Genomic DNA, 25646 nt, shown 5'->3' with positions numbered 1-25646 from the left:
CTGGCGTTGGACGACCTTAACCTGTGACTTGCCTCAATCAAAGAGTGGTTCTCGGTGCCGGAAGGCGATAAGCAGCGCCCTGGCCCTGGCAACCGACGGCCGGAGCACTTAGATGCGGGGCAGTCCGATCCCGAAAAGCCTTTTCATTCCGAAGCCGATCATCTTGCGATTTCCATGAACCACATGCGTTCCAACTCGGCCTTCCAGGATGCAACGCCGTCCGAAGAACCCCACAAATCCCGGCGCCACGGACGGTTCGCCTGGATCGGGACGGCGGCCAGCCTCCTCCTGTTCGGCATTTCCCTGGTGGTGCTCTGGCATATCGTGTCGGACGTCGACTCGGCCGAACTGAAATCCGCCTTCACGGCCGCGAGCCTGCGCCAGATCGGCCTCGCCATCCTGCTGACGGCGATCAGCTACAGCCTGCTCACCTGCTACGATGCCCTGGCGCTGAGGCAGCTCAAGCTGGAGGTGCCCTACCGAACCACGGCCCTGGCGTCGTTCACGAGCTATGCGGTGAGCTTCACCCTGGGTTTCCCCCTGCTCACCGCCGGCACGGTCCGGTACTGGATCTACTCGTCGCGGGGGATCAAGCCTGGACGCGTCGCCAGCCTCACGGTGATCGCGGGCGTGACCTTCTGGCTCGGCATGGCCCTGGTGCTGGGCTGGAGCATGATCAGCCGGGCGGACGAGGTCGCGAGCCTCGTCTATTACACCAGCATCAAGCTCAACCAGCTCATCGGCCTCATCGCGGTGCTCCTGGTGGTCGGGTACCTGGCCTGGGTCTCCCTGAAGCGCCGCTCCGTGAGAATCCAGGGCTGGCGCCTGGAACTGCCGGGCTTCCGCCTTTCGGCCGCCCAGCTCCTGATCGGAGCGGCCGACGTGTGCGCGGGCGCGGGCGTCCTCTTCGTCCTGCTGCCGGGCACCCACAACCTCAGTTTCGAAACCTTCCTGGCGATCTATATCTTCGCCGTGATGCTCGGGGTGGCGAGCCACGCTCCGGGCGGGCTGGGCGTGTTCGAGGCCACGATCCTGCTGGCTCTGTCCAGCTACCCGCGCGAGCCGATCCTGGGGGCGCTGCTGCTCTACCGGCTGTGCTATTACCTCATTCCCTTCGTGCTGGCTCTCGCGTTCCTGGGCGCCTACGAGATCCTCAACCGCATCGGCGCGACGCGACAATCCCTGGAGCCGGACGACATCGAGCCGTCATCCGACTGACGGAAGGTAGCGATGACACCCCCGCCCGTTCCGTCTAGGAAGGGGACGCCACCGGATTGCCCATCGACCATGCCGATCCCCGCCGAGCCTTCACACCCGAACGGCCGAGCGGCCCGCCGCAGGGCGCGCGCCGCCGCCCTGCGCGGCGTGCTGATCGCAAGCGTGGTCATCGTCACATTCATGGGCCTTCGCGGGCAGGGCGACGCATGGCTGGTGCCGGCGGTCCTTCTCGCGGCCGGGGCGGCGCTGGTCGCCGAGGCCGTCGTCTCGGCCCGGCAGCGGGAGACCACCGCCCGCCTGGAGAGCCCGTCACGCCGGGCTGGGCTGGCCGAAAGCCTCCTGTCCCAGATTCCCGACCCGGTCATCCTGGTGGACGGCCGCTCCCTCGTGGTGGAAGCCAACGCGGCCGCCCGCGCCCTGCTGCCGGGGCTGAAACTCGCCCAACCCCTCTCGTTCGCGCTGCGAGCGCCCGACGTCCTCGACGCCATCGACAGGGTGCAGGCCAGCCAGACGCCGATGCGGATCGAATACACCGAGCGGGTGCCCACGGAGCGCGCCTTCGAGGTCCATGTCAGCCCGCTCGGGCCGGGCGTCGAGCTCCTGGAACTCCGCTCGGGGGTCGTGCTGTTCTTCCGGGACCTGACCTCGGCCCGCAGGCTCGAGCATATGCGCGTCGACTTCGTGGCCAATGCGAGCCATGAGCTGCGCACGCCCCTGGCCTCCCTGCTGGGTTTCATCGAGACGCTCCAGGGCCCGGCGAAGGACGATCCGAAGGCCCGCGAGCGGTTCCTGGAGGTCATGCGCGGGCAGGCGCGCCGGATGACCCGGCTGATCGACGATCTCCTGTCCCTGTCCCGCATCGAGATGCGGTTGCACCTCCCCCCGGCCTCGACCATCGACCTCAAGACCGTCGTCGTGCCGATGATCGAGACCCTGAAGCCTCTGGCCGCCGAGAACGGCGTGACGATCGCGGCCGATCTCGGGGCCGGGCCCTTCCAGGTACTTGGCGACCGGGACGAGCTGCTGCGCGTGGTGGAGAACCTGATCGAGAATGCCGTCAAATACGGCGACACCGGCAAGCGTGTCGATGTCTCGCTTTCCCGCGTCGACGCTCCGGACGGGAGAGGGGGCCAAGTCGTCCTGGAGGTTCGCGACCACGGCCCCGGCATCGCGCCGGAGCACCTGCCGCGCCTGACGGAGCGCTTCTACCGGGCCGACGCGGCCCAGAGCCGCCAGAAGGGCGGGACGGGGTTGGGGCTGGCCATCGTCAAGCACATCCTCAACCGCCACCGCGGACAGCTCGCGATCGAGAGCGAGCTCGGTCATGGCGCGGCGTTCAGGGTCGTGCTGCCGGAAGCGCCGGCACCGGAGACCTAACGCTCGATCATGTCGCGGATGCGCTTGGCGAGGACGTCGATGGCGAAGGGTTTCGTGATCATCTCCATGCCCGGTGCCAGGAAGCCCGACGCGATGGCGGCGTTCTCCGCGTAACCCGTGATGAACAGGACCTTCAGGCTCGGCCGCTTCTCCCGCGCCTTGTCGGCCAACTCCCGCCCGTTCAGTCCGGGCAGGCCCACATCGGTGACCAGCAGGTCGACACGCAGATCCGACTCGAGGGCCCGCAGGCCCGACGGGCCGTCGCTCGCCTCGATGGCCCGATAGCCGAGATCCTTCAGGATATCGACGACGAGGCCGCGCACGACGGGCTCGTCCTCCACGACGAGCACCACCTCACCGTCCTCGGCGCGGGGCATCGGCTCGGGGGCGGGGGCCGCTTCGCCCTCGACCTTGCCGCGATAGCGCGGCAGGTAGAGCCGGATCGTCGTGCCTTCTCCCAGCTCCGAGTAGATGCGGGCATGGCCTTCCGACTGCTTGGCGAAACCGTAGACCATGGACAGGCCAAGGCCCGTGCCCTGGCCGATGGGCTTCGTGGTGAAGAACGGATCGAACGCGCGGGCAATCACATCGGCGGACATGCCGGCTCCCGTGTCGGACACGCACAGGCATACGTACTGGCCGGGCGTCACGTCCCGCTGGGCCGCCGCGTAGACGTTGTCCAGATGGGCGTTCGCTGTCTCGATGATGAGCTTGCCGCCCTCCGGCATGGCGTCGCGGCCGTTGATGACCAGGTTGAGAAGGGCATTCTCGAGCTGGTTGGGGTCGCACAGGGTCAGCCACAGCCCACCCGAGGTCACCAGCTCGAGTGTGATCGTCTCTCCCAGGGATCGCCGCAGGAGGTCTTCCATGGAGGTGACGAGCTGGTTGACGTTGACGGGCTTGGGGTCGAGGGGCTGGCGGCGGGCGAAGGCGAGCAGGCGGTGGGTGAGCGCGGCCGCCCGGTTGGCGGAGGACACCGCCGCCTTGGCGTAGCGTTCCAGGGTGTCGTAGCGCCCTTGCGCCATGCGGGTCTGCATCAGGTCGAGCGAGCCGATGATGCCCGTGAGCAGGTTGTTGAAGTCGTGCGCGATCCCGCCCGTCAGCTGGCCCACAGCCTCCATCTTCTGGCTCTGCCGAAGCTGCTCCTCGAGCTGCTTGCGCAGGTCGATGTCGCGGCCGGCCGCGTAGTAGACACCCTCATCCGCGACGCCGGTCCAGTTGAACCAGCGATACTCGCCGCTCTTGAGCCTGATCCGCAGGTCGACCTCGATGGTGCCCACCCTCGGCAGCCGCTCGAACGCCGCCAGGACGGCCTCGGCGTCGTCGGGGTGGACGAGCGCCGTGTGGGGGATGCCCACGAGCTCCTCGGGCCGGTATCCGAGAACCTCGGTCCAGGCCGGATTGACGCTACGGTAGGTGCCGTCGGGTCCGACCACGCAGAACAGATCGCGCGAGACCCGCCAGACGGATTCCAGCTCCCGCGTGCGCTGCTCCACCTCGGCGGCCAGCATGTCCCGGGCGAGCCGGGCTTCGGTGATGTCGACGTTGCAGCCCACATAGCCCAGGAATTCGCCCGTCTCGTCGAAACGCGGCACGCCCTCGCATCGCAGCCACCGCAGCCGCTTGTACCGGTCCCAGACGCGAACCTCCGCCCGGAAGATCGCGCGGGCCTCGAAGGCCTCCCGGAAAGAGGCCGCGAAGGCGCTCTCGTCGTCGCCATGGACCATCTCGTGCCAGCCGCCCCGGGCGAGCTGCTCCGGCGACACGCCGAAATCGGTCTCGTACCGGCGGTTCGCGAAGGCGACCTTGCGGTTCGCGTCGCAGGCCCAGATGAGCGCCGGCGCGTGGTCGGCCATGTTGCGGAAGCGCCCTTCGCTTTCCACGAGAGCCAGTTCCGCCTGCTTGCGGTCGGTGACGTCGACCACGGCGCCCGGGAAGCGGACGGGCCGGCCCATCGCGTCGTAATGGCACTCACCGCGGGCGATGATCCAGCGGATCGTGCCGTCCTTGTGGAGAAGGCGGTACTCCTGTGAATAGGGCTCCCCGGTCCGGAGCGTATGCTCAATGGACTCGGTGATGCGGGGAATGTCGTCGGGGTGGACGCCGGCCAGATACTCCGAAAGCCTCGCGCCGCTTTCCGCCTTGGCGGGGTCGACGGAGTACATTTCGGCGAACTTCGCGTCCGAGTAAAACGTGTCGGTGGGAATGTGCCAGTCCCAGGTGCCCACCATGCCGGCGGCATTCAAGGCGTGGGACAGGCGCTCCTTGCTCACCCGCAGGGCGTTCTCGGCCTCCTTCCGGGCGGTGATGTCCTGGGACGCGCCGACGAGGCGGATCGGCTTGCCGGCCGGATCGCGCACGAACTCCGCCTGCCGGGCGATCCAGCGGATCCGACCCGTGGAGGGCTGGCGCACCCGGTACTCGGCATAGCTGTCCGCCGTGCCGACGGACCGCGAGATCTCGTTCGAGATGAGGTGCTTGTCCTCGGGCACGATCAGGCGCTCGATCTCGGAGGCCCGCACGGTCTCGACGAGGTCGATGCCATAGAGACGGCAGAATTCCGGGGTGACCGTCATGAGGTTGGTGGCCACCTCCAGCGCGAAGGTGCCGATTCCGCCGGCCTCCTGGGCCAGGCGCAGCTGTTCGCCCCGCTCGACGAGAGCCAGCTGGGCCCGGACCCGCTCGGAGGTCTCCACCACGATGGCGAAGACTCCGGCGGGCTTTTGGGACTCGTCCAGGATCGGGCTGTAATGCAGGTCCATCCAGACGTCTTCGGCATAGCCGTTCCGGTAGAGGACCAGGTGCTGGTCCCGGTAGGTGAGAGTCTCGCCCGCGAGGCAGACCCGCATGACATTGGCGTTGAAATCCGCCACCTCGGCCCAGCCCTCGAGCACCTTGGAGCCCAGAAGCCAAGGGTGGCGTCGTCCCGCGAACCCCGAATAGGGGTCGTTGTAGATCATGTAGCCTTCCGGCCCCCAGAGCATGACGATGGGCACGGGAGAGCGAAGGCAGATGTCGACGGAGGTCTTCAGGCTTTGGGGCCACCCGGAGATCGGCCCGAGGCTCGTGCCGGACCAGTCGAAGGTCCGGATGAGCTTGCCCGTCTCGCCGCCGCCGGCCGGGAACGAAGTCTCTTCCTCGCCGGGGTTATTGTCAGGAAGAGCCACGCCGATACCGCCTTCACGTCATTCCGGGGCCTAAAGGGTCAACCCGGTGTCACCGATCAACAATCTGGGGCGCGAACCCCTCAGACCAAGTCAAGGTTCCCGACAAAGGCGTCAGGACCTCGTCCGGGGGTGTCATCCAACTGTCATCAGCCTGTCGTAGACCCGACACGGGAAGGCTTTAGCGCTCCTTGGCATGCGGCACCCCTTCCCGGCAGCCACTTCCCCAGACGGGACGCTGCCCGCCGCAACAGGTCAACAGGGAGACGATCCGTGAAATTCAAATCCATTGCAGCATTAGCGGGCTTTGCCGCCGTGTCGTGCTCGCTGGCCGTGTCGGCCGCCGAGATCACCGGCGCCGGCGCGACCTTCCCGTTCCCGATCTACGCCCGCTGGGCGGAGACCTACAACAAGGAAACCCAGAACCGCCTGAACTATCAGTCGATCGGCTCGAGCGGCGGTATCCGCCAGATCCGGGCCAAGACGGTCGATTTCGGCGCCACCGACGCGCCCCTGAAGGGCGAAGAGCTCCAGAAGGACGGTCTCGTCCAGTTCCCGGTCGTCATGGGCGGCGTGGTTCCGGTCTACAACATCCAGGGCGTCGCTACCGGCCAGCTCAAGCTGACGGGCGAGGTTCTGGCCGACATCTTCAACGGCCGGATCACCAAGTGGAACGACGCCAAGATCGCCGGCGCGAACCCCGGCGTGAAGCTGACGGACGCGACCATCACCCCGGTCTACCGTTCGGACGGCTCTGGCACCACGAGCGTGTTCACCACCTACCTGTCCCAGGTCTCCGAGAGCTGGAAGAGCGGTCCGGGCGCGGGCGCGTCGGTCCAGTGGCCCATCGGTCAGGGCGGCAAGGGCAATGAGGGCGTCGCCGCCCTCGTGCAGCAGGTTCCGAACTCGATCGGCTACGTGGAATACGCCTACGCCAAGCAGAACAACATCCCGGTCTCCCAGCTCCAGAACAAGGCCGGCAAGTTCGTGTCGCCGGAGGCCAAGACGTTCCAGGCCGCCGCGGCCGGCGCGGATTGGAAGTCGGCTCCCGGTTACGGCATCTCGCTGACCAACCAGACGGGCGACGAAGCCTGGCCGATCACGGCTCCGACCTTCATCCTGGTCTACAAGAACTCCGACAAGCCGGAGCAGGTGACCGAGGCCCTGAAGTTCTTCGACTGGGCCTTCAACAAGGGTGATCAGGCCGCGCTCGACCTGGACTACGTGCCGCTCCCGGCTCAGGTGAAGACCATGGTGCGCTCCACCTGGCAGAACGAGCTGAAGGACAAGGCCGGCCAGCCTCTCCTGAAGAACCCGTCGTAAGCTTGATCTAGGAAAGGTCTCGGCGGATGGTTGCCGTCTCACAACAACAACTCGTCATGAGCATGGATACCTCCATTCGCCGAGCCCCCAAAAGCAGTTCCGACACCCTCTTCCGCCTCGCGAGCTTCGGATCGGCCCTTCTGGTGCTGATCGTGCTCGCGGGCATCATCGGGTCGATGATCTGGGGCGGATTGCCGGCCTTCCGGGAGTTCGGCCTCGGGTTCATCACCTCCTCGGTCTGGGATGTCCAGCGCGACCAGTACGGCGCCTGGGTGGCCATCGTGGGCACCCTGACCACCGCCTTCATCGCTCTGCTGATCGGCGTGCCGATCTCTCTCGGCATCGCTATCTTCCTCACGCAGCTCTGCCCACCCTGGCTCAAGCGGCCGGTGGCCACCACCATCGAGCTCCTGGCGGCCGTGCCGAGCATCATCTACGGCATGTGGGGCCTCTTCGTCTTCGCGCCGCTCTTTGCCAAATTCGTCCAGATCCCCGTCTCGCAAATCGTTGAAGGTCTGCCGATCTTCGGCACCATCCTGTATGCCCGCGTTCCCTCCGGCGTCGGCATCCTGACGGCGGGCATCATCCTGGCCATCATGATCATCCCGTTCATCGCCTCGGTGGCGCGGGACATCCTCGATCAGGTTCCGCCGATCCTGCGGGAGAGCGCCTACGGCATCGGCTGCACGACCTGGGAGGTCGTGCGCCACGTGCTCCTGCCGCAGGCCGGCGTCAGCATCATCGGCGCCATCATGCTGGGCCTCGGCCGCGCGCTCGGCGAGACCATGGCGGTGACCTTCGTGGTGGGCAACGCCAACCGCCTGTCGGCCTCCTTCTTCGATCCGGGCTCCACCATCGCGTCCCGCATCGCCAACGAGTTCAACGAGGCCATCGGCCTGCAGCTCAATGCCCTCATGGCGCTCGGCTGCATCCTGTTCCTCGTGACCTTCCTGGTGCTCGTCCTGGCGCGGCTGCTCATCGCCCGCGTCAAAGTGAACTGAGAGGTTCGTCATGGACACCGCCCTTCAAGCCTCTTCCACCGCTCCAGCCCCCTGGGGCCGCGTGCGGCGCAGTCGCTACGTCGCCGACAAGACGCTGCGGATCGTCTGCACGATCTTCACGGGCATCGGCGCCATCGCGCTGGGCTGGATCCTGCTGATGCTGCTCTACCAGGGCCTGACGGCCCTCTCGCCCGCCGTGTTCGCCAACACGACGCCCGGCCCCATGACCCAGGGCGGCGGCATCATCAACGCGATCACGGGCAGCCTCATCCTGACGTTCCTCGGGATCGTGGTGGCGACGCCGGTCGGGATCATGGCGGGAACGTATCTGGCCGAATACGGCAAGGGCTCCAAGCTCGCCAGCGTCATCCGCTTCGTGAACGACATCCTGCTGGCCGCCCCGTCGATCCTCATCGGCCTCTTCGTCTACACGCTGATGGTGCAGCCTATGGGCGGCTATTCGGGCTGGGCCGGAGGGGTGGCGCTGGCCATCATCGCCGTGCCGGTGATCGTGCGCACCACGGAGGACATGCTGCGTCTCGTGCCGGGCTCGCTTCGCGAGGCAGGCGTTGCGCTGGGCGCGCCCATGTCGGTGGTGATCCGCAGCATCAGCTGGCGGGCAGCCCGGTCCGGGATGGTGACGGGCGTGCTGCTCGCCACTGCCCGCATCGCCGGCGAGACCGCTCCCCTCCTGTTCACCGCGCTCAACAACAATTTCTGGTTCCGGGCCGACCTCATGGGCGGCGTCTCGAACCTGCCGGTCATGATCTACCAGTTCGCGCTGTCGCCCTACCAGAACTGGCGTGAGCTCGCCTGGGCCGGCGCTCTCGTCATCACCCTGTCGATCCTGGCGCTCTCCGTCGTGGCGCGCCTCCTGTTCAAGAAGGACTCCGTCCGATGAGCCCTGTCGCCGTCTCCACAAGCTCCGCCGTCGGAAAGTCGACCGCCAACGCGGCCGCTCCGATCCGCATCGCCGTGCGCAAGCTCGATTTCTACTACGGCGACTTCAAGGGCCTGAAGGACATCAACCTCAACTTCCACGACCGCCAGGTCACGGCGCTCATCGGCCCGTCCGGCTGCGGGAAGTCCACGTTGCTGCGCACCTTCAACCGAATCTACAGCCTCTATCCCGAGCAGCGCGCGGAGGGCGAGATCATCCTGGACGGCAAGAACGTCCTGTCTCCCTCCATCGACGTGAACGAGCTGCGCGCCCGGGTCGGCATGGTGTTCCAGAAGCCGACGCCCTTCCCGATGTCGATCTACGACAACGTGGCCTTCGGCATCCGCCTCTACGAGAAGCTGCCGCGCGCCGAACTCGACGTGCGCGTGGAGGAAGCCTTGCGCAAGGCGGCGCTCTGGGACGAGGTGAAGGACAAGCTCAAGCAATCCGGCATGGGCCTCTCGGGCGGCCAGCAGCAGCGTCTCTGCATCGCCCGCACCATCGCCCAGCGCCCGGAGGTCATCCTCTTCGACGAGCCGACTTCGGCCCTCGACCCGATCTCGACCGGCAAGATCGAGGAGTTGATCGAACAGCTGCGCTCCGAGTTCACCATCGTCATCGTCACGCACAACATGCAGCAAGCAGCGCGCATCTCCCAGTTCACGGCCTTCATGTATCTGGGAGAGCTCGTCGAGTTCGACGTCACGACGAAGATGTTCATGAACCCGTCGAAGAAGCAGACGCAGGACTACATCACGGGCCGGTTCGGCTAAAATCAAGGCGGGGAGAGTCTCATGGCCGAACATATCGTCAGCTCCTACGACACCGAGCTGCAGCACCTGCGGCGCCGGATTTCCGAAATGGGCGGCATCGCCGAGAAGATGCTCGTGGATGCCATGACGGGTCTGGTGCGGGGCGACCTGCCCCTGGCCCAGACCGTGATCGCGGCCGATCCGCGTCTCGACATGCTCCAGCGCGAGGTGGAAGAGAGCGCCATCCTCACCATCGCTCGCCGCCAGCCGCTGGCCGTGGACCTGCGCGAGACGATCTCGGCCATCCGCGTCTCCGGCGACGTGGAGCGCATCGGCGACCTCGCCAAGAACATCGCCAAGCGCACCGTGGCGATCGCGGGCCAGTTCCAGCCCCAGAAGATCGTCGTGGGCCTCCAGCACATGAACGATCTCGTGCTCGGCCAGCTCAAGGACGTCCTCGACGCCTATTCGCAGCAGGATACGGCCAAGGCCCTGGACGTGTGGCAGCGGGACGGCGCCATCGACGCCCTCTACACCTCGCTCTTCCGCGAGCTTTTGACCTACATGATGGAAGATCCGCGCAACATCTCGTTCTGCACGCACCTTCTGTTCTGCGCCAAGAACATCGAGCGCATCGGCGACCACACCACCAACATCGCCGAGACGGTTCATTACCTTGTCACGGGCGAAACCCTGGCGATCGACCGTCCGAAGAACGACACGTCCATCGACGCGACCCTCGATATCGGAGCTTGAGCGTGGGACCCACCGTCCTGATCGTCGAAGACGAGGAGCCGCTGACGCTGCTCCTGCGCTACAACCTGGAGTCCGAAGGGTACAACGTCGACAGCGTCGGGCGAGGGGACGAGGCCGAAATCCGCCTGCGGGAACAAGTGCCCGACCTGGTGCTCCTGGACTGGATGCTGCCGGGCCTGTCCGGCATCGAATTGTGCCGGCGCATCCGCGTCCGGCCCGAGACGGAGCGGCTGCCCGTTATCATGCTCACCGCCAGGGGTGAGGAGGGGGACCGCATCCGGGGCCTCTCGACCGGAGCCGACGACTACATCGTCAAGCCCTTCTCGGTGCCCGAGCTCCTGGCCCGGGTCCGGGCGCTCCTGCGCCGGACCAAGCCCGGCCATATCGCGAACCTGCTGACCGCGGGCGATATGGAACTCGACCGGGAAACCCACCGCATCCGGCGGGAGGGCCAGGAACTGCACCTGGGACCGACCGAGTTCAAGCTCCTGGAATTCCTGATGCAGAGCCCAGGCCGCGTGTTCAGCCGCGAGCACCTGCTCAACGCCGTCTGGGGCCACGACGTCTATATCGACGAGCGCACCGTGGACGTCCATGTGGGCCGCTTGCGCAAGGCTCTCAATATCCCGGGCAGGCCCGATCCGATCCGCACGGTGCGGGGCGCCGGCTATTCCTTCGACGAGACCTTTGCCCAGAAGGCGTGAGCCGCCATGGAGCGCCCACGCGACGAAAAAGGGCGCCAGCCTCGCGGCCAGCGCCCTTGAATGCGTGTCGAGGGGATCCCCTGCGCCGGTCCCCGGCCGGAGCCCTGCCGTCAGGCTCGCGCCAGCCTCCGGTCGCGCTTGCGGTCGGCGACCGGCTGGTAGGCGATGCGGGCGTGGTGTGTGCAATAGGGAATGCCCGGCGTGCAGCGGGCGCCGCAGAAGCGGAAATCGGCCTTGGTGGGGTCGCCCATGGGCCAGCGGCACATGGATTCCCGCAGGTCCATGATGGTCACCCGCTCGGACATCGGGATCGCGAGGTCGTCCTCCGTCGACAGGTCCGTCGCCACCGCCTCGACCGGCGGCTGGCGCTGGACGATCGGGGCCACGACCACGTTGCTCGGGGCTGCCGGTGCCATGGGGGCCGGAGCGCTCGGGGGCCGCGTCGCCTTGCGGGGGCGGGCCGGCGCCTGGGCGGCCGGAGCGGGTTTCGTCGTGGGGGTCTTGGCTCGGCCGGACAGCCCGAGGCGGTGGACCTTGCCGATCACCGCGTTGCGCGTCACGTTGCCGATCTCGGCTGCGATCTGGCTCGCGCTCAAGCCGTCGGCCCAGAGCTTCTTGAGAAGCTCGACCCGCTCGTCCGTCCAGGTTACGCCCGCATCTATCATCTTCTGTTCGCCTCCATCGGGGCGGCCGCACCCTGCCTTGAATCCCTGATGACCGCGGACAGTGGAATGTGTCCTGCCGCGTCAGAAGGGCTCGCTCCTGAGGGGAAAGCCGCCGCACGAATGCCGTACTCGACGGCTCTGAAGTTACTAGATGGGGGGACTCGGGCGCAAGAGTCCCCGTTCAGGGCCTGTCGTTTTCCCCAAGGAACTGTCCCGAGGGTCCCGGCTCCGTGATGGATCACTTCATTTCTCTTGAATTGACAGGGTCTTTCCTCTCATTAGAATCCACAGGGTGCCGCCCCGACTGGGCGGCGCTTTCTTTTTCAGGGCCCAGGGGCTGCGACCTTGGGTCCTCAAGGACCGGAGATGATCCCGTGACATCGCCCCTGCTGCCGACCTATGCGCGCGCCGAGCTTTCCTTCGAGAAGGGAGAGGGCCCCTGGCTCTTCGGCCGAGACGGCGAGCGATACCTGGATTTCGGCGCTGGCATCGCCGTGAACGCCCTCGGTCATGCTCATCCCCGGCTCGTGCAGGCGCTCACGGAGCAGGCTGGCAAGATCTGGCATACCTCCAACCTGTACCAGATCCCCGAAGGCGAACGCCTGGCTAACCGTCTGACGGAAAACACGTTTGCGGACGTGGTGTTCTTCACGAACTCGGGCGCGGAGGCCAACGAGGCCGCCATCAAGATGGCCCGCAAATACCATGCGGCCGGAGGCCATCCCGAGCGCTTCCGCGTCATCACCTTCGAGGGCGCGTTCCACGGCCGGACCCTGGCCACCATCGCGGCGGGCGGGCAGGCCAAGTACCTGGAGGGCTTCGGACCCAAGGTGGAGGGGTTCGATCAGGTCCCCTTCGACGACCTCGGGGCCCTCAAGGCCGCCATCGGACCGGAGACGGCCGCGATCATGATCGAGCCCATCCAGGGCGAGGGCGGCATCCGGCCGGTTCCCAACGCGTTCCTGCGGGAGCTGCGCGCCCTGTGCGACCAGCACGACCTGCTGCTCATCTTCGACGAGATCCAGACGGGCGTCGGCCGGACCGGCAAGCTCTTCGCCTATGAATGGACGGGCGTGGCGCCGGACATCATGGCGGTCGCCAAGGGCATCGGCGGCGGCTTCCCGATGGGCGCCTGCCTGGCCACGGCGGAGGCCGCCCGGGGCATGACGGTGGGCACCCACGGCACCACCTTCGGCGGCAACCCCCTGGCCATGGCGGTGGGCAACGCCGTCCTGGACGTCATCCTCGAGCCCGGCTTCCTGCAGCGTGTCGAAAAGGTGGGCCTTCTGCTGAAGCAGCGCCTCGCGGAGCTGAAGGACCGGCATCCGGCGGTCATCGCCGAGGTGCGGGGCCAGGGTCTCATGATGGGCCTGCGGACCCACGTTCCCAATACCGACTTCATCGCCGCCGCCCGCGCCCAGAAGATCATCCTGATCGGAGCCGGCGACAACGTCACCCGCCTCCTGCCGCCGCTGATCGTGTCCGACGAGGACATCACGGAGGCCTTCAACCGTCTCGACGCCGCCTGCACGGCGATGGAAGCCGATCTGAACGGAGTCGCTCACCGGGGAGCCGCCGAATGAGCCAGGCCCTCATGTCACAGGCCCCCATGCCCGAAGTCCGCCACTTCCTGGACCTGTCCGATATCTCGGGCGCGGAGATCCGCCACGTGCTCGCGCTCGGCTCCGCCATCAAGGCGCGCCGCCGCAAGGGCGAGCGGGCGAAGGACCGGCCCCTGGAGGGCAAGGTCCTGGCCATGGTGTTCGACAAGCCCTCCACGCGCACCCGTGTGTCCTTCGACGTGGGCATGCGCGAGCTCGGCGGCGAGACCCTCATGCTGACCGGCAAGGAGATGCAGCTCGGGCGCGGCGAGACCATCGCGGACACGGCCCGGGTCCTGTCCCGCTACGTGGACGCCATCATGATCCGCACCCTGGACCCGGCCATGGTAGCCGAAATGGCGGAGAACGCCTCGGTTCCGGTGATCAACGGCCTGACCAAGACGACCCATCCCTGCCAGATCATGGCCGACGTCATGACCTTCGAGGAGCATCGCGGTCCCATCAAGGGCCGGACGATCACCTGGACCGGAGACGCCAACAACGTCCTGGCGTCCTGGGTTCACGCCGCCGCGCGGCTGGATTTCAAGCTCAACATCGCATCGCCGCCGGAACTTGCTCCCCGCCCCGAGCTTTTGAAATGGGCCGAGAGCGAGGGAGCGGACATCACCGTGACGACCGATGCCTTTGAGGCCGCCGAAGGGGCGGCCGCCATCGTGACCGATTGCTGGGTCTCCATGGGCGACGAGGACGAATACCGCCGCCACAACCTCCTGACGCCCTACCAGGTCAACCGGAAGCTGATGGATGTGGCCGAAAAGGATGCGCTCTTCATGCATTGCCTGCCGGCCCACCGGGGCGAGGAGGTCACGGACGAGATTATGGACGGGCCGCAATCGGTGGTGTTCGACGAGGCCGAGAACCGCCTGCATGCCCAGAAGGGCATCCTGGCCTGGTGCCTGAGAGCGGAGGGCGCATGAGTTCCCCTTCCTTCGAGGGATCCGACGACGTCGTCCTGCCGTTTTCCGTCGAGCCCCTGGACATCCGAGGACGCATCGTCCGCCTCGGCCCTTCCATCGACACGATCCTGGCGCGGCACGGCTATCCCGACATCGTGTCCCGCGTGGTCGGAGAGGCCGCAGCCCTGACCGTGCTGCTCGGCTCCTCCCTCAAGTTCGAGGGCCGGTTCCAGCTCCAGACCAAGACCGACGGCGCCATCGACATGATCGTCGTGGACTACGACGCGCCCGATCGCCTGCGCGCCACCGCCCGTTTCGACAAGGACAGGCTCGAAGCCCTCGGCGGCGGGTCCCACAAGGCGGAGGAATTGCTCGGGTCGGGCTACCTCGCGATGACGATCGACCAGGGCTCCGACCGCAGCCGCTACCAGGGCGTCGTCGCCCTCGAGGGCCAGAGCTTCGAGGAGGCCGCCCACCAGTATTTCCGCCAATCCGAGCAGATCCCCACCCGGGTCCGCCTCGCGGTGGCGGAGCAATTCGAGGACGGCGGCCGCACCTATCGGGCCGGCGGCCTGATGATCCAGTTCCTGCCGAGCTCCCCGGAGCGGATGCGCCAGGCCGATCTCGATCCGGGCGACATTCCGGAAGGTCACCCCTCCAACGATCTCGCGACTCCGGGCGAGGACGACGCCTGGACCGAGGCCAAGGCGCTCGTGGAAACCGTGGAGGACCACGAGCTCATCGACCCTGCCGTCTCCAGCGAGCGGCTCCTCTATCGCCTGTTCCACGAGCGCGGGGTCAGGGTCTTCGAGCCGCAGGCCGTGCATGAGGAATGCCGCTGCTCCCAGACCCGCGTCATGGCCATGATGCGCCGCTTCTCGCCGGAGGATCGGCGGGACATGGTCGGCGACAACGGCCGGATCGGCATCACGTGTGAGTTCTGCTCACGTTTCTACGACCTCGACCCCGCCGATGTGGAGGCCGAGATCGCCAAGGCGGGTTCCGAGCAGGCCTAGGCCTCCGCGCACCGGGCGGCGAGGCGGCGCATGAAGGCGGCTCCCGCCTCGAGTTGCTCGAGGGCGATATATTCGTCCGGCTGGTGGGCCTGGTCGATGGAGCCCGGACCGCACACCACCGTGGGGATCCCGGCCGCCTGGAAGTGGCCCCCCTCGGTCGCGAATGGCACCGTCTGTGTGTGGTTGCGGCCTACGAGGCCCAAGGCCAGAACCTCCGCGTCAGAGCCGGGGTCCGGCGCCAGCCCCGGAACGTTCACCTCGAGCTGGGTCTCGATCCGTCCGAACTCGCCGAACCGATTCAAGCGCTTGAGAGCCACATCCCGGGCGAACCGTTCGAGGCGCAGCGGGATCTCCTCGATGTCCTGTCCTGGAACGCCCCGGAACTCCCATCGGAATTCGCAGGCTTTCGCCAGGATGTTCCGCGCGTTGCCGCCCGCGATCACGCCCACATGGACGGTGGTGTAGGGAGGGTCGAACCGCCCGGTCGGATCCCCGCGCTCCATCATCTCGTCGCCGATCCGGTTGAGCTCGCACACGAGCTCGGCCGCCGTCATGACGGCGCTCGCGCCGAGATAGGGCTTCGAGGAATGGGCTTCGAACCCGTGCACGGTGGTGGTGAAGGTCGAGATGCTCTTGTGGGCGTCCACCACCTCCAGCATCGTCGGCTCCCCCACGATGACGGCCTTGGGACGGGGCAGGTCCGCGCCCAGGCGCCGGATCGCGTCGACCACACCGAGACAGGTGGTCTCCTCGTCATAGGAGAGCATGATGTGGATCGGTGTCTTCAGGTTCGCGGCCAGGAATTCCGGCACGAGGGCAAGCGCCAGGGCATCGAACGCCTTCATGTCCACGGCGCCTCGGCCGTAGGCCCGCCCATTCTCGACGCGCAGGGTGAACGGGTCCGACGTCCAGGCCTGACCCGCGACCGGCACCACATCCGTATGACCGGAAAGGACCACGCCGCCTCTGTCCTGAGGCCCAATGGTGGCATAGAGCGTCGCCTTGTCGCCCTCGGTGTTGGGCACCCGGACGAACGGGATGTTCCAGCTCTGGAGATAGCCCTCCACGAAGGCGATCAGGGCCAGGTTGGACTTGGAGCTTTCAGTGTCGAAGGAAACGAGTTTCGCCAGCATTTCGAGCGGCGTCAGCCGCTGGCCGTTGGAAGGCATTCGGACCTCGGGAGGCAGGGATGGACGCGACAGGACTAAGCGTTCCAACCGGTCTTGGCAAACGGTGGAACTCCGTGATCGTCAATGCACCACCCGCCTGGCCAGGGGGCTGTCGAGCGAAAAGGCCGGGATTTCCACGTCGAAGGCTTCGCCGTCCGGCGTGACCATGAGATAGGTGCCCTGCATGGTGCCGCTCGGAGTGGAAAGCGGACAGCCGCTGGTATAGCTGAAGCTCTCGCCGGGCCCGAGAACCGGCTGCTTTCCGACGACGCCCGCCCCACGCACTTCCTGGAGGTGGCCGCGCTCGTCCACGATACGCCAGTAGCGGGACTTCAGCTGCACGCGCGTGAGGCCGAGATTGATGATCTCGACCGTGTAGGCGAAGAAGTAGCGCGCATCCCCGGGCGAGGATTCCTCGGGCATGAACCGGGGCACGACCGTGACGCTGATGCTGCGGGTGACAGCCTTGTACATCGTACGCCCTCCTGAGGCCTTGGTTAAGCCCGCGGCCCTTGCGCCGTCAATCCGCGGCGACCGATCCGCTGCCGCGGCGTGAGCCGGCAGAAGGGACGCCAGCCTGGGGAGAGCGGGGAGAACGCGGCGAAAGTCGTCCGCCTCGGCTTGGCCCTGGCCCGCCCCATACGCTAGGGAGAAGGTTCGAGTACCCTTGTTCGAGTACCCTTGGAAGCTATGATGGTTGCGTTGCGGGACGGGATCCAATCGGCTGATGCCATCGCGCGTCTGACGGAGGCGGGCATCATTCAGCCCGAGACGCCTTACGCGTCGGACCAGATCCAGCCCGCCAGCCTGGACCTCCGGCTCGGCAGACGCGCCTACCGGGTGCGGGCGAGTTTCCTGCCGGGCCCCAGCAACACGGTGCGAGATCGTTTGGCGCATCTCAGCTTCCATGAGATCGACCTGACCGCCGGCGCCATCCTGGAGACGGGGAGCGTCTATATCGCGGAGCTCCAGGAGAGCCTGGCCCTGCCGCCCGGCCTCTCGGCCGCCGCCAACCCCAAGAGTTCCACGGGACGCATCGACGTCTTCACCCGGGTCATCACCGACCGGTCGCAGGAATTCGATACGATCGGGGCAGGCTACCAGGGGCCGCTCTATGCCGAGATTTCGCCGCGGACCTTCCCGGTCCTCGTGCGCACGGGCACCCGCCTGTCGCAACTGCGCCTGCGAAAGGGCGCGGTGCGCCTGAGCGACGCCGAACTCCTGACGTTGCACAAGCAGGAGCGGGTCGTGACCTCCGCCGAGCCCTCGATTCAGGACGGCGTGGCCGTCAGCGTGGACCTGTCGGGTTTTGGGTCCGACCACCTCATCGGCTACCGGGCCAAGCGTCATACGGGTCTCGTGGACGTGGACAAGCCCGGCTCCTGCAAGGTCGCCGACTTCTGGGAGCCGCTCTACGCGGATGCCAGCCGGACGCTCATCCTCGATCCGGGGCAATTCTACATTCTGGCCTCCAAGGAGGCCGTGCACGTGCCGCCGGATTATGCGGCCGAGATGGTGCCGTTCGATCCCCTGGTGGGCGAGTTTCGGGTCCATTACGCAGGCTTCTTCGACCCCGGCTTCGGCCATGCCGGATCGGGCGGCGAGGGGGCCAGGGCCGTGCTCGAGGTCCGGTCCCGGGACGTGCCCTTCATCCTGGAGGACGGCCAGATCGTCGGCCGCCTGGTCTACGAGCGCATGGCCGAGCGGCCGCAGGTGCTCTACGGGGCGGGGGCCGGTTCCAATTATCAGGCTCAAGGACTGAAGCTGTCCAAGCACTTCCGCTGAGGGTGCCCCCCCAGAGGCTCAGCCGTGCGCCTTGAGGGGCCGCACGAGCCATGACACGGACACGAACGCTCCGAGCCACGAGCCGATGGCCGCGAACACCACGTAGATCGCGTGCTCGGTGTAGCTGATGACCGCATAAGCCGAGAGCAGGTACCAGACCGCGCTCCAATTGGCGGCCTGAATCCGCCGGCGCGCCTGGACGGCCGCATTGAAGAACACATAGGCCGCATCGGTGGTGGCCGTGGCCAGCAGCACCCCCAACGCGATCAGCGGATCGATTCCCAGAACCATGGCCGTCCTCCCGTTCGCAGGTTCTCCCTGGAGAACCGGATGGGTCCCGGCCCCCGCGCGTGAAGGGACAGCTTAGAAGACGAGGCGGATGCGCAAAAGGCGGTCGCCTGACGGGTCGCGCCCCGATCGGCGGAATTCGCCTGTTGCCGCATGAACCAGGGAGGGCCGGGCGAGTTATCACGGCTCGACCGGTGACAGGAGCAGGGCGGCCATGGACGAGAAGGATAACGGATCGATCTCGAGGCGCGGCCTCGTCGGCGGTGCGACGCTGGGGTTGGCCGCGATGGCGGCGGGCCCGACCGGGGCCCAAACCCCCGGCACCCCGACAGGAGGAGCAAAAGCTGTGGCGAAGTCAGACCCCACCATGAAACACCCCAAGCCCCCGTTCCGGTCCCAGACGCAGCCCTGGCCGGGTCTCGCCGGACAGATGGACCCGCGCCCCGATCACGGCGAGACGAGCTACAAGGGGTCCGGACGCCTGGCCGGGCGAAAGGCCCTGATCACCGGCGGGGATTCCGGGATGGGCCGCGCGGCGGCCATCGCCTATGCCCGCGAGGGGGCCGACGTCGCCATCAGCTATTACCCGACCGAGGAGCCCGACGCCCAGGAGGTGATCGAGCTGATCCGCCGGGAGGGCCGAAACGCCGTCGCCCTGCCGGGAGACATCCGGGACAAGGCCCTATGCGAGCGGATCGTGGCCGAGGCGGTGCGGCAGCTCGGCGGCCTCGACATCCTCGTGAACAACGCCAGCCGCCAGCAGCAACGGCCCTCTCTTCTCGACATCTCGTCGGAGGATTTCGACGCGACGATCAAGACGAACATCTACGCGATGTTCTGGCTCACCAAGGCGGCCTTGCCGCATCTGGAGCCGGGTTCGTCCATCATCCAGACCACCTCGGAGCAGGCCTACGATCCCTCCGAGAACTTGGTCGATTACGCCATGACCAAGGCTGCGATGATGAACTTCACCAAATCCCTGGCCAAACAGCTCGGCCCGAAGGGCATCCGGGTCAACGGGGTCGCGCCGGGTCCGATCTGGACCCCCCTCCAGGTCAGCGGAGGCGCCACCCAGGAGAAACTCCAGCAATTCGGCGGCGACACCCCCATGGGCCGCCCCGGGCAGCCCGTGGAACTGGCGTCGATCTACGTGCAGCTGGCCGCCGAGGACGCGAGCTACGCCACCGGGCAGGTCTATGGTGCGGCTGGCGGAGGTGGGCAGCCCTGAGCAAGGGCGTGCTTCGGGGGAGGCTGCGCTGGAAGCCCAGCCCGGTCTCCTGGCGATGTACTCTCGTAGATCGCAGGGCAGGGCGAGGGCGGACGGCCGCGCGCCCTTGCGAGGGGAGGCGTCTGCGCACTTGACGACCGCCCCCTCGGCCGTTGTACAACAGGGCCGACGCGGGTGTAGTTCAGAGGTAGAACGTCAGCTTCCCAAGCTGAATGTCGTGGGTTCGATTCCCATCGCCCGCTCCAACCAAACGACTGTCGGACGAAGCTTATCGCCATCCTTCCTTCGGTTTTCCCTCCCTTGTGCCCCATCCAGCCTGTTCAGGCATGCTTTCTCCGGACGGATGGGTGGGTCGAAAGAGGCTGCACTCCGCGGTTCAGGCATGGTCGCGCCGCGCTTACCCCATTCAGTCACTAGGATGCCGGCTGCCGGACTTTGGCGGGGGTGCCGTTAGCATCGGCTCATGTATCATCGGTGTCAGGACACCGCGGCGTATCCCGATACGTAGTTATCCTAAGTTCTGGCATCCTACCAAGCGTCGCAGCAGTCCTGCCACATTGTTGTATGGTGGGGGCAGAGGTCTGACGATGGGGAAGACACGGGCACGATGGCCCCTAGGGCAGGGTCAAATGGTCGACCGCTTCCGCGCGCTCGACTGGTCCCTGACACCGCTCGGCCCCATTCAGGCTTGGCCTCAAAGCCTCAGGACGGCCGTCGACATCATGCTGGCGAGCGTACAGCCCGTCCATATCGGCTGGGGTCCGGACCTGGTCTCGCTCTACAACGACGGTTACATCCCGATCCTTGGCAGCAAACACCCGGCCTGCCTGGGCCTGCCCTATCGTGATGTCCGGCCGGAAATCTGGGGCGACTTCCAACCGATAGCTGCCGCCGTGATGGCGGGCGAGTCCCGCATTTTCGTCGATCAACCTGTGACGCTCACCGACCGTCCCGGTCGTCCCGCGAGCTGGTTCACTTTCTCGTGGACGCCGCTTCGAACCGAAAGCGGAAGCGTTGGCGGCATTTACGGCGTCGCCACCGAGACCACCGAGCGTATCCTGGCCGAGCGAGCGTTGGAGGGAAACTTTAACGCCCTTTCCAAGTCGATCGACGAGGGTTTCTGCATCATCGAGATGCTCTTCGACGACCGGGGCCGTCCGTTCGACTATCGCTTCGTCGAGATGAACCCAATCTTTGAGAAGCAGGCTGGTTTCACCATCGCTCCGGGCCAGCGCATCAGCGAGATTGCGCCGGACCATGAGCAGGTCTGGTTCGACACCTATGGCCGCGTCGCGCTGACCGGCCAGCCTGAGCGCTTCGAACACTGGGCCGAAGCGTTCGGCGTATTCTACGATGTCTATGCCTTTCGCGTCGATGCGCCTGAGCAGCGGCGAGTCGCGGTGCTGTTCAGGGACATCACCGAGCGCCGGCGCACCGAGGCGGCGCTTCGCGAGAGCGAGGCGCGGCAACGGCTGCTGATCGACAGCTGGGCCCAGGCCGTGTGGGAAACCGATGGCTCAGGCGTCGTCATCGCCGACAGCCCGAGTTGGCGCGCCTATACGGGCCAAACTCTGGAAGAGTGGCTCGGCTACGGCTGGCTGAATGCTATTCATCCGGACGATCGGGCCTATGCCGAGCACCAGTGGCGGGAGGCTGTCGCAGCCCGCGGAAAGGTCGATGCCGAGTTCCGCCTTAGATCCCCCGGCGGCGGCTGGCGCTGGACCAACGTCCGCGCCGCTCCCGTACTCGACGCGCGTGGACGTGTCGAGAAATGGGCCGGGATGAACATCGACATCGACGCCCGCAAGCAAGCGGAAGCGGCATTGCGGGAGCGCGAAACGGATCTGGCGCGTGTTCAGCGGATCGGCGGCATCGACATTCGTATTGCGGGCGATATCACAAGCTTTCGCTCGCCGGAGTACCTGCGTCTGCACGGTCTGCCGGACGATGCGGTGAACGAGACGCACCAGGATTGGCTCAGAAGGGTCCACCCCGAGGACCGTGCGCGGGCCGAGGAAGCGTTGTTCACCGCGCTGAAGGGGACAGGCTCAACCTACGAGTCGGAATACCGGATCATTCGGCTGAGCGATGGCCATGTTCGCTGGATTCAGGCTCGCGCCGACATCGAGCGCGGCAGCGACGGCCAGCCTCTGCGCCTCGTGGGCGCCCATGTGGACGTCACGGCGCAGAAGGAGGTGCAACGACGCCTGCACGAGAGCGAAGAGCGTCAGAGTTTCCTTCTCGATCTCAGCGACGCGATGAGGGCGCAGGACGGCTCGCGCGAGGTTGGCGAGGTCGCGGTGCGAATGCTGGCCGAGCATATGGCGTGCATCGCTGTTACTTCTGCGAGCTGGCTCCCTCGGAGGACCGGGCGACCGTTCTGGTGGAGGATCGCGCGAGCGGCCTTCCTCCCATTGTGGGTGACTATAAATTCTCCAACTGGCCGGAATTGGTGCGGCGCGTTGGAGACTCGATGGCTTTCGGCGATGTCCAGGGAGAGCCCAGTCTCTCGGCACAAGACAAGGCTGCATTCGCCGCCATGGAAATGGGTGCGTTTTTGACGGTCGTCCTCAAAAAGGGAGACGATGCGATCTTCTGGGGTCTGACCGTTACGATGCGGGAGCCCCGCCAATGGTCGGAGGACGACAAGCACCTGTTGAGCGCGGTTGCCGAAAAAATCCGGTCGTCCGTCGAGCGGGCGCGCACCGAGCAAGCCCTGCGCGAGAGCGAGGAGCGGCTCCGGCAATTTGCCACCCACTCCACACATATCCTGTGGACCCTCGATTTGGACACAAAGGAGCTGACCCGGCTCGGCTCTCGTTCGCGCCAAACATGGCCATCCGAGCTTCCACCTCCGGCGAATCTGGCCGAATGGCTTGCGGCCGTGCATCCGGAGGACCGCGGACGCGTCCAAGGCGCCTTGGACAAAGCCAGTCTCGGGGATGCCTCCACCGAGGAATACCGCGTCGTTCAATTCAATAGTCAGATTCGCTGGCTTAAGGACACGTTCTTTCCAGTGCCCGACACCCGAGGCCGTATCCGTCAGGTGGGCGGCATCGCGCAGGACATCACACAGAGCAGCGGATCCTTCGTGTACGTCATCGACGGAGACGACACATCCTCCGTGAGTTTGGTTGGAATCCTGGGCCGGGCCGGCTACGACGTGCGCGCTTTCACATCCAGCGCCAGCTTCATGGCGGCGGCTCCCGCGATCGCGCCCGGCTGCGTGGTGTGCGACATCCGCCAGCCGAGTTCCGGGGGCTTGATGGTGCCGCGGGAAATCAAGGCGCTCCGGGCCGACCTGCCTGTGGTTGTCGTCGGCCAACCCGACGGCGATACGCTCCTGGGGGTCAAAGCCATGAAGGCGGGGGCCTCGGACTTCGTGCCGGCGCCTTATAAGGCGCGGGATATCCTCCTGGCGGTCGCCAGCGTGGCCGGGCAGGCGAGGGCCTCTGAAGCCAAGGATCCGGAGACGAAGATGGCCAAGATCCAGGTTCAGTCCCTGCCGGAGCGGGAGATGGAGGTCCTCAGGGGCCTCTTGGCGGGCGGCACCAACAAGGTGATTGCCCAGGACCTGAACCTGAGCCCGCGAACCGTGGAAATCTATCGGGCGCGGGTGATGCAGAGGCTTAACGTGAACAGCCTGCCCGAGCTGGTGCTGGTGGCGGCCAAGGCCGGATTGCAGCCTGGATCGAGGATGGAGGATCAGTCTGATCGAGCGGACTAAAGCCTTCCCGCTTGTCTGATGCCTATCTCGGATGGATGGCCCGTGGTGCGGTCCCGCGGTCGTATCGCCACCTGTCCCATGGGGGATCTACGTAGGGAATCCACTCTTAATTGTGCTCGACCCCATGAGACATAGCTTGACGGAGAAGAACTGACACGGACCCTCTGCCTGGAGCTGTCTTGACCCTTCACCCTGCAACTCAGCGGCTCTCGTCCCTATTATGACCGATCGAACCCGGAAAAGGCGCCTCGCAGGTCATGTGTCCGCACGCGATATGGCGACCGCCATCCTGGCTTTCATACAATCCGACGAGAGCCGCTTCAGCGCCTTCCTGGCCTATAGCGGGCTCGCTTCGGAGACCGTTGGTCCTGGCGACGTGTCGGACTCGCTCGTCATGTGCATCCTGCAATATGTCATAGACGACCCGCAGATCCGGTGGGCCTGTAAGGATGCGGGAGTGTTCGGTGCTCGCGCCCGGAAGAGCCGAAGACGGCGTCCTGCACGCCTCCATTGAAAGTCGATGATGCGCCCATCCTGGGGCGAAGACATGAAGTTCCAGCAATGACGTCAGCCGTCTCGCCTGCCGTGCGATAAGGCCTAGGCAGTAATACGAATAGTTATTGGCGCATCGACCAAATCTATCTTATGTTAATCTTCTTTTACATGGCTTTTATAGTGTCCTATCCTTATTCTCTCCCGAACAAATGCCTGACTGGGGCTAAGGTCGACCCGCTCGATTCAATGGGGGACCACGCCAAATGGCGCAAGTACAGCTCACGCCGACCTATATCGGTCAGTTCAGGGAAACCGGGATCTACCGGATCGACCTCTCCCAGAGCGGGCTCAGCGAAATCCGCTCCATCACTATCTATGACGACAATGTGATTTCCGGCGGCACGGGTGGCGCATCCGGGTTCGACCTCGATTATCTGCGCCTCTCGAAGGCCCCGACGACCGTCGCGTCGACCGCTGCCGGCTTTTCCGGCGAAGACGCTTTCGATTTCACGAGCGGCGGTGTGTTCTTCGAGGCCGGATACGTCCAGCCTTGGATGCGCGGCGATCTCCCGATCTGGAATGTCGGCACCCTGTTCGGGACGACCTCCGGACATGTCTACGATCCCGGTCTCTCCACGCTCGACGTGCTGGACGGCACCCGCAATGCCGAGAGCGGTTCGATCTCTCTTGGAGAGGGAGGGCAGATCACGTTCCTGCTCAAGTATGACGTCACCACGGCGGGCAAGTATCTCTATTTCGGGGATAGCGGCGGCGGCAATGACGGCGTGCGCGTTTCGGTGTCCGCAGCGGCACCCAGCCCGATCTCGCCAGCGGATCCGAGCAACCCGCCGCAGCCCGACGAAGCTCCGCGCGGGGTACACCTCATTGGCAGCAACCGGGCGGACAGCATCATGCTGGGCCAGGGTGTGAACAGCCATCTCGGGGCCGGCAACGATACGATCGAAGGCCGTGGCGGCAACGACAAGCTGGGGGGTGCCGGAGGCGACGACTGGCTCTACGGCCAAGGCGGCCATGACCGGCTCTACGGTGGAGACGGAAACGACCGCCTCTATGGCGGTGCCGGGAACGACACCCTGTATGGTGGACCGGGCGACGACATTCTGTTCGGCGGCTCCGGCCGGGATGTTCTCGTCGGGGGTTCGGGCCGCGACGCCTTCGTGTTCAACACCAAGCCGGGCGCGGGCAACATCGACCGCATCCGCGACTTCAACGTCAAGGACGACGCGGTCTGGCTCGACAACGCCGTGTACAAGGCCCTGGGCAAGAAGGGCACGCTCGACGACCCGCATCAGATCAAGAAGCAGGCGTTCTGGACCGGCGAGGCCGCCCATGATGCGAGCGACCGCATCATCTACGACAAGAAGACCGGCGCGCTCTACTACGACGCCGACGGGACGGGCGCGGCCGAGCAGGTCCAGATCGCCCAGCTCTCGAAGAACCTGAAGCTGACCTACAAGGACTTCTTCGTCGTCTGAGGGACGAGGGCGGGGAACTGGCAG

At 66.1% G+C, this 25646-nt stretch carries 22 protein-coding genes and 1 tRNA gene; 18 read left to right on the top strand and 5 right to left on the bottom strand.

What is annotated here, in order from left to right:
* Window positions 1–183: 183 nt before the first annotated feature.
* Both ILT42_RS03125 and ILT42_RS03120 read left to right on the top strand, forming a co-directional pair.
* Window positions 184–1218, top strand: a complete 1035-nt coding sequence (locus ILT42_RS03125) for a lysylphosphatidylglycerol synthase domain-containing protein (RefSeq protein WP_229428438.1) — start codon at window positions 184–186, stop codon at window positions 1216–1218.
* 69 nt (window positions 1219–1287) lie between these two features.
* Window positions 1288–2595 (top strand): ATP-binding protein, encoded by a 1308-nt coding sequence (locus tag ILT42_RS03120; protein WP_204213852.1) that lies wholly within the window; start codon window positions 1288–1290, stop codon window positions 2593–2595.
* On the opposite strand, the gene ILT42_RS03115 is transcribed toward ILT42_RS03120, so the two are convergent.
* Complete coding sequence (locus ILT42_RS03115; RefSeq protein WP_204213851.1) at window positions 2592–5762, bottom strand: PAS domain-containing protein; 3171 nt, start codon at window positions 5760–5762, stop codon at window positions 2592–2594. The genes ILT42_RS03120 and ILT42_RS03115 overlap by 4 nt on opposite strands.
* A gap of 270 nt (window positions 5763–6032) precedes the next feature.
* Here ILT42_RS03115 and pstS point away from each other — a divergent pair, with 270 nt between their 5' ends.
* The 6 genes from pstS to phoB are packed head-to-tail and all read left to right on the top strand — an operon-like array spanning window position 6033 to window position 11235.
* Window positions 6033–7082, top strand: a complete 1050-nt coding sequence (gene pstS / locus ILT42_RS03110) for a phosphate ABC transporter substrate-binding protein PstS (RefSeq protein WP_204213850.1) — start codon at window positions 6033–6035, stop codon at window positions 7080–7082.
* 56 nt (window positions 7083–7138) lie between these two features.
* Entirely contained in the window at window positions 7139–8083 is a 945-nt protein-coding gene (gene pstC / locus ILT42_RS03105; RefSeq protein ID WP_204213849.1) for a phosphate ABC transporter permease subunit PstC, read from the top strand.
* 10 nt (window positions 8084–8093) lie between these two features.
* Window positions 8094–8984: a phosphate ABC transporter permease PstA gene (pstA, locus tag ILT42_RS03100; RefSeq protein ID WP_204213848.1), complete on the top strand. Its 891-nt coding sequence runs from the start codon at window positions 8094–8096 to the stop codon at window positions 8982–8984.
* The gene (gene pstB, locus ILT42_RS03095) at window positions 8981–9796 is read left to right on the top strand and encodes a phosphate ABC transporter ATP-binding protein PstB (RefSeq protein WP_204213847.1); all 816 of its coding nucleotides are present in this window, start codon (window positions 8981–8983) and stop codon (window positions 9794–9796) included. Before pstA ends, pstB begins: the two co-directional genes overlap by 4 nt.
* Window positions 9797–9817: 21 nt before the next feature.
* On the top strand, window positions 9818–10531 hold the full coding sequence (gene phoU / locus ILT42_RS03090; RefSeq protein ID WP_204213846.1) for a phosphate signaling complex protein PhoU: 714 nt from the start codon (window positions 9818–9820) through the stop codon (window positions 10529–10531).
* Between the two features lie 2 nt (window positions 10532–10533).
* Entirely contained in the window at window positions 10534–11235 is a 702-nt protein-coding gene (phoB, locus tag ILT42_RS03085; protein WP_204213845.1) for a phosphate regulon transcriptional regulator PhoB, read from the top strand.
* A gap of 110 nt (window positions 11236–11345) precedes the next feature.
* Here the strand turns inward: phoB and ILT42_RS03080 are convergent, their stop codons facing one another.
* Complete coding sequence (locus ILT42_RS03080; RefSeq protein ID WP_204213844.1) at window positions 11346–11900, bottom strand: GcrA family cell cycle regulator; 555 nt, start codon at window positions 11898–11900, stop codon at window positions 11346–11348.
* Between the two features lie 374 nt (window positions 11901–12274).
* Here ILT42_RS03080 and ILT42_RS03075 point away from each other — a divergent pair, with 374 nt between their 5' ends.
* From ILT42_RS03075 to ILT42_RS03065, 3 genes are read left to right on the top strand one after another with little or no spacing between them, the layout of a single operon-like run.
* A complete protein-coding gene (locus ILT42_RS03075) occupies window positions 12275–13483 on the top strand; it encodes an aspartate aminotransferase family protein (RefSeq protein WP_324617693.1) in 1209 nt (402 codons plus the stop codon).
* Window positions 13480–14439 (top strand): ornithine carbamoyltransferase, encoded by a 960-nt coding sequence (argF, locus tag ILT42_RS03070; protein WP_229428331.1) that lies wholly within the window; start codon window positions 13480–13482, stop codon window positions 14437–14439. Before ILT42_RS03075 ends, argF begins: the two co-directional genes overlap by 4 nt.
* On the top strand, window positions 14436–15434 hold the full coding sequence (locus ILT42_RS03065; RefSeq protein ID WP_204213842.1) for an Hsp33 family molecular chaperone: 999 nt from the start codon (window positions 14436–14438) through the stop codon (window positions 15432–15434). The genes argF and ILT42_RS03065 overlap by 4 nt, the downstream gene beginning before the upstream one ends.
* Here the strand turns inward: ILT42_RS03065 and argE are convergent.
* Together argE and apaG are read right to left on the bottom strand one after the other, a co-directional pair.
* Complete coding sequence (gene argE / locus ILT42_RS03060; protein WP_204213841.1) at window positions 15431–16603, bottom strand: acetylornithine deacetylase; 1173 nt, start codon at window positions 16601–16603, stop codon at window positions 15431–15433. The two genes, ILT42_RS03065 and argE, sit on opposite strands and share 4 nt — an antisense overlap.
* Window positions 16604–16684: 81 nt before the next feature.
* Window positions 16685–17077 (bottom strand): Co2+/Mg2+ efflux protein ApaG, encoded by a 393-nt coding sequence (apaG, locus tag ILT42_RS03055; RefSeq protein ID WP_204213840.1) that lies wholly within the window; start codon window positions 17075–17077, stop codon window positions 16685–16687.
* 219 nt (window positions 17078–17296) lie between these two features.
* Here apaG and ILT42_RS03050 point away from each other — a divergent pair, with 219 nt between their 5' ends.
* Window positions 17297–18388 (top strand): 2'-deoxycytidine 5'-triphosphate deaminase, encoded by a 1092-nt coding sequence (locus tag ILT42_RS03050; protein ID WP_204213839.1) that lies wholly within the window; start codon window positions 17297–17299, stop codon window positions 18386–18388.
* A gap of 18 nt (window positions 18389–18406) precedes the next feature.
* Here the strand turns inward: ILT42_RS03050 and ILT42_RS03045 are convergent, their stop codons facing one another.
* Window positions 18407–18679 carry a hypothetical protein gene (locus ILT42_RS03045; protein WP_204213838.1) on the bottom strand — a complete coding sequence of 91 codons (273 nt, stop codon included), beginning with the start codon at window positions 18677–18679 and terminating at the stop codon, window positions 18407–18409.
* A gap of 364 nt (window positions 18680–19043) precedes the next feature.
* On the opposite strand from ILT42_RS03045, the gene ILT42_RS03040 reads away from it, so the two are divergent.
* From ILT42_RS03040 to ILT42_RS23165, 6 genes are all read left to right on the top strand, one after another.
* Window positions 19044–19904 carry an SDR family oxidoreductase gene (locus ILT42_RS03040; RefSeq protein ID WP_204215106.1) on the top strand — a complete coding sequence of 287 codons (861 nt, stop codon included), beginning with the start codon at window positions 19044–19046 and terminating at the stop codon, window positions 19902–19904.
* 170 nt (window positions 19905–20074) lie between these two features.
* Window positions 20075–20149: transfer RNA gene (locus ILT42_RS03035), tRNA-Gly, on the top strand.
* Between the two features lie 384 nt (window positions 20150–20533).
* Window positions 20534–22465 (top strand): PAS domain-containing protein, encoded by a 1932-nt coding sequence (locus tag ILT42_RS03030; protein WP_204213837.1) that lies wholly within the window; start codon window positions 20534–20536, stop codon window positions 22463–22465.
* Window positions 22378–23631 carry a LuxR C-terminal-related transcriptional regulator gene (locus ILT42_RS03025; RefSeq protein WP_204213836.1) on the top strand — a complete coding sequence of 418 codons (1254 nt, stop codon included), beginning with the start codon at window positions 22378–22380 and terminating at the stop codon, window positions 23629–23631. The genes ILT42_RS03030 and ILT42_RS03025 overlap by 88 nt, the downstream gene beginning before the upstream one ends.
* Before the next feature lie 259 nt (window positions 23632–23890).
* Entirely contained in the window at window positions 23891–24145 is a 255-nt protein-coding gene (locus tag ILT42_RS03020) for a DUF3572 family protein (protein WP_204213835.1), read from the top strand.
* A gap of 244 nt (window positions 24146–24389) precedes the next feature.
* Window positions 24390–25622, top strand: coding sequence for a calcium-binding protein (locus tag ILT42_RS23165; protein ID WP_204213834.1), 1233 nt, complete (start codon window positions 24390–24392; stop codon window positions 25620–25622).
* Window positions 25623–25646 lie beyond the last annotated feature (24 nt).

Source organism: Microvirga pudoricolor (genome assembly GCF_016892705.1).
GTDB lineage: Bacteria > Pseudomonadota > Alphaproteobacteria > Rhizobiales > Beijerinckiaceae > Microvirga > Microvirga pudoricolor.
This window is presented reverse-complemented; position numbering and strand designations above follow the sequence as displayed.